This window comes from Bradyrhizobium sp. (assembly GCF_017881085.1).
GTDB lineage: Bacteria > Pseudomonadota > Alphaproteobacteria > Rhizobiales > Xanthobacteraceae > Bradyrhizobium.
This window is the reverse complement of sequence record NZ_JADGRI010000467.1, coordinates 1-3,017: the sequence shown is the minus strand read 5'-3', so window position 1 is coordinate 3,017 and position 3,017 is coordinate 1. Positions and strand designations below refer to the sequence as shown.

The following is a 3,017-nucleotide window of genomic DNA, read 5'->3' as shown; positions in this document are numbered from 1 at the left end:
GATGACGCCGCTGATCATGGTCATCAGCTTCTCGGACTCGATGCAGCTGACGTTCGCGGCGCGCGACCGCCTGATCGCGGGGCAGGACAAATACACCGCCTTCAAGAACGCCGTGCTGGTGGTCGGGCCGGCCTGCGTGCTCACCCATGGCACCGCCGGCATTTCGTTCATTGCGCTGCAATTCTCCAACTCCGACCTGATCCGCAAATTCGGCGAGGCCGGGCTAGCCGCCACTATCATCGCGCTGATCGCGGTGCTGTCGCTGGTGCCGGTGTTCGGGGTGCTGCTTGTCCGCAACGAAAAGGTTTTCGCCGTAAAATTCCAGGGTGCCGACGCCGGCGTCCAGATGCTGCGCAATTTCTGTTACTGGATCGCGGTGCGCATGGTGAGCCGGCCCGGCCTGTTCAGCCTGATCGCGGTGATCTTCGTCGGCGGTCTGGCCGTGGTCTATGCCAATCTCGAGCCGCGTTACCGGCTCGCCGATCAGGTGCCGGACAAGCAGCAGGCGGTGGCGGCCAGCGGACGTCTCGACGCCAAGCTGACCGGCGCCAATGCGATCGACGTGCTGATCGAATTGCCCAAGGGCGCCTCGCTGTATGCGCCGGAGACGCTTGAGACCATCGCCGATGTCCACTCCACGGTGGAGAAGCAGGCGGGCGTCGGCAACGTCTGGTCGCTGGAAACGCTGCGGCGCTGGCTGGCGGAAAAGGCCGGAAGCTCCGACGTCGCGACCCTGAAGGAATATGTCGACGTGATTCCCAAATACCTGGTGCGGCGTTTCATTTCCGCCGATCAGGATGCGGTGGTGGTGTCGGGCCGCGTGCCCGATCTCGATTCCAGTCAAATTCTTCCCGTCGTCGAGAATCTCGATCACACGCTGGACACGGTGCGCAAGGCGCATCCCGGCTACGAGATCGCCGTCACCGGTCTGTCGGCGATCGCCGCCCGCAACAGCGCCAACATGATCGAGAAGCTCAATCGCGGACTGACCATCGAGTTCGCGCTGGTCGCGATCTTCATCGGGCTCGCGTTCCGTTCGGTGGTGGTGATGTTCTCGTGCATCCTGCCGGGCATCTTCCCCGTGGTGCTGTCGGGCACGGTGCTGTGGCTGCTCGGGGAGGGGCTGCAATTCGCAAGCGTCGTGGCGCTGACGGTGTCGTTCGGCCTCGGACTGAGTGCGACGATCCACTTCCTCAACCGGCTCAGGCTGGAGTCAAAGCCGGGCGTCAGTCCGGAACTGGCGGTCGAGCGCGCCACCGTGCTGGTCGGTCCGGCGCTGATCCTGACCACGGTGGTGCTGGCCTGCGGGCTCGTAGTGACGGTGTTTTCCGACCTGCCGTCGCTGCGCCTGTTCGGCTGGCTCAGCGCCTTCTCGATGGTCGCGGCGCTGATCGCGGATCTCTTCATCCTGCGGCCGACGTCGATGTTCCTGATCAACCTGTCGCAGCGGCTTCGCGGGACGCAGGGCCAGGCGACGCCGGCGGAGGAAGGCGGCGCGAACGGCTGAGCGCCGCGCGCCAGCGCAAAATCAAAAAGGCGCGGGCGTTAGCTCTTCACCATCGTGATGTTGACGCCCCGGATCTCGCCCTTTGAGCTGATCTGCACAGTCTGTTTATTGCCGGTGGTCTGCAATGTCAGGTTGGCGGCAAATCCGTTGGCCTCGACGAACACCTCGATCCGTCCACCACCCGCGGTGCCCTGCAGATTGCCGAACACGTTGCGGCTGGCTTCGCTCCAGCTGCCGGAGATCCGGTCGCCCTGGCTCCTCACATCGCTGGTCAGGTCGAATTTATAGCTGTCGCTGGCGCACTTGAGCGTTTGCTTCAGGCCTAGTCCGGAGCCGTCGACAAGGTAGTCGGCCTTGCAGCGGATGCGTTCGGTGGTGCCGTCGGAAAGCGCCACCGTGCCGTTGCCGGACCATGCGCCGTTGAAGCCGATAAACGGGCCAGACTGGGCATGGCTCGCCGTCACCGACAGCATGAGTACGGCGCCGACACCAGCAGCCTTGAGTGCCTGTCCAAACAAGCCGGAGCCAAACAGTTTCATTCGCGTTTTCCCTCAAATTGACGTTCTCATCAGAGAGATCCGTCTCGCCGCATCGAAGATTTAGTGTCGCCGCAGTGTGTTAGGTTCAAATGACAGATCGAACGCCGCCCGCGGTTGCGGCCTTCCGGTTCGTCGGCACTGATCGGATATCCATATAGATACACAATCTGATGGACGCTGGCGAACCGCTTTTTCGCCTCAGCGAAATTGGAGCGGCCCCGGATTTCGTCAAGTTCCGGTTCAAAGAATAGTTCCTGTCGTGGCCGATCCGCAACAAATGCGAAAAACGCCAGATCAGAAACAATACCTTAAAATCAACTGGTTAGTGGCATCATCGAGCTTATTCGCAGGAGATCGCGATTCGCACGGCGACCGCCGTAAATTTGGCCGCATTTGCGAGCGCTTCTGGTCAGCTCGCTGCTGCGGTTCGCGGCGTTTGCAATTCAACCCGTCGGTCCCGGTCATGCCTTGCATCATGCGGGATTAGCTTTCTCTGCCGTCAGAATGAAGGAATACGATGCGTAAATTTTCCCTGGCACTCATCCTGTTGTCACTATCGGTTTCCACCGGTGCCATCGCCGAGACGCCGCCGGCGCAGCGCAGCGGCACCCCTGAGGAGCAGGCGGCATGCTCGCGCGACGTTCAGCGCTTCTGCCGTCCGGTGATCGACCAGGGCGATTTCACCATTCTGGCGTGCCTGCAGCAAAATCGTCCCAAATTAACCAAGGCGTGCGAGCTCGTGCTGAAAGACCACGGGCAATAGACGCGCGTTTCCGGCTACCGTCGCCGCAGGCCGGTCCATTGGTTTAATCGGCCCGTCATCGGCTTGATTTGGGCACGTCAGGACATCGCAGATAGCATTGGTTTTGGTGGCGTATTCCCCTATATGGGGTTCGCGATGCCTACGCCTGCGCGGGGCAAACCGACGCATGCGAAATCACTGTTTTAGCGAATGTAGCCAGTTGCCGATG

The 3,017-nt window shown here is 61.5% G+C and carries 3 protein-coding genes; 2 read left to right on the top strand and 1 reads right to left on the bottom strand.

What is annotated here, in order from left to right; genetic code table 11:
* Window positions 1-1,507: MMPL family transporter (locus QZ213_RS26725; protein ID WP_291689053.1), on the top strand; the 1,507-nt coding region annotated here is incomplete at its 5' end.
* Window positions 1,508-1,545: 38 nt separating this feature from the next.
* Here QZ213_RS26725 and QZ213_RS26720 read toward each other — a convergent pair.
* The gene (locus tag QZ213_RS26720) at window positions 1,546-2,046 is read right to left on the bottom strand and encodes a hypothetical protein (protein WP_291689052.1); all 501 of its coding nucleotides are present in this window, start codon (window positions 2,044-2,046) and stop codon (window positions 1,546-1,548) included.
* Window positions 2,047-2,563: 517 nt separating this feature from the next.
* On the opposite strand from QZ213_RS26720, the gene QZ213_RS26715 reads away from it, so the two are divergent.
* Window positions 2,564-2,809 (top strand): hypothetical protein, encoded by a 246-nt coding sequence (locus QZ213_RS26715; RefSeq protein WP_291689051.1) that lies wholly within the window; start codon window positions 2,564-2,566, stop codon window positions 2,807-2,809.
* Window positions 2,810-3,017 lie beyond the last annotated feature (208 nt).

Coding starts and splice junctions, on each gene's coding strand:
- QZ213_RS26720 (WP_291689052.1), bottom strand. CDS start 2,046: ATGAAACTGTTTGGCTCCGGCTTGTTTGGACAGGCACTCAAGGCTGCT.
- QZ213_RS26715 (WP_291689051.1), top strand. CDS start 2,564: ATGCGTAAATTTTCCCTGGCACTCATCCTGTTGTCACTATCGGTTTCC.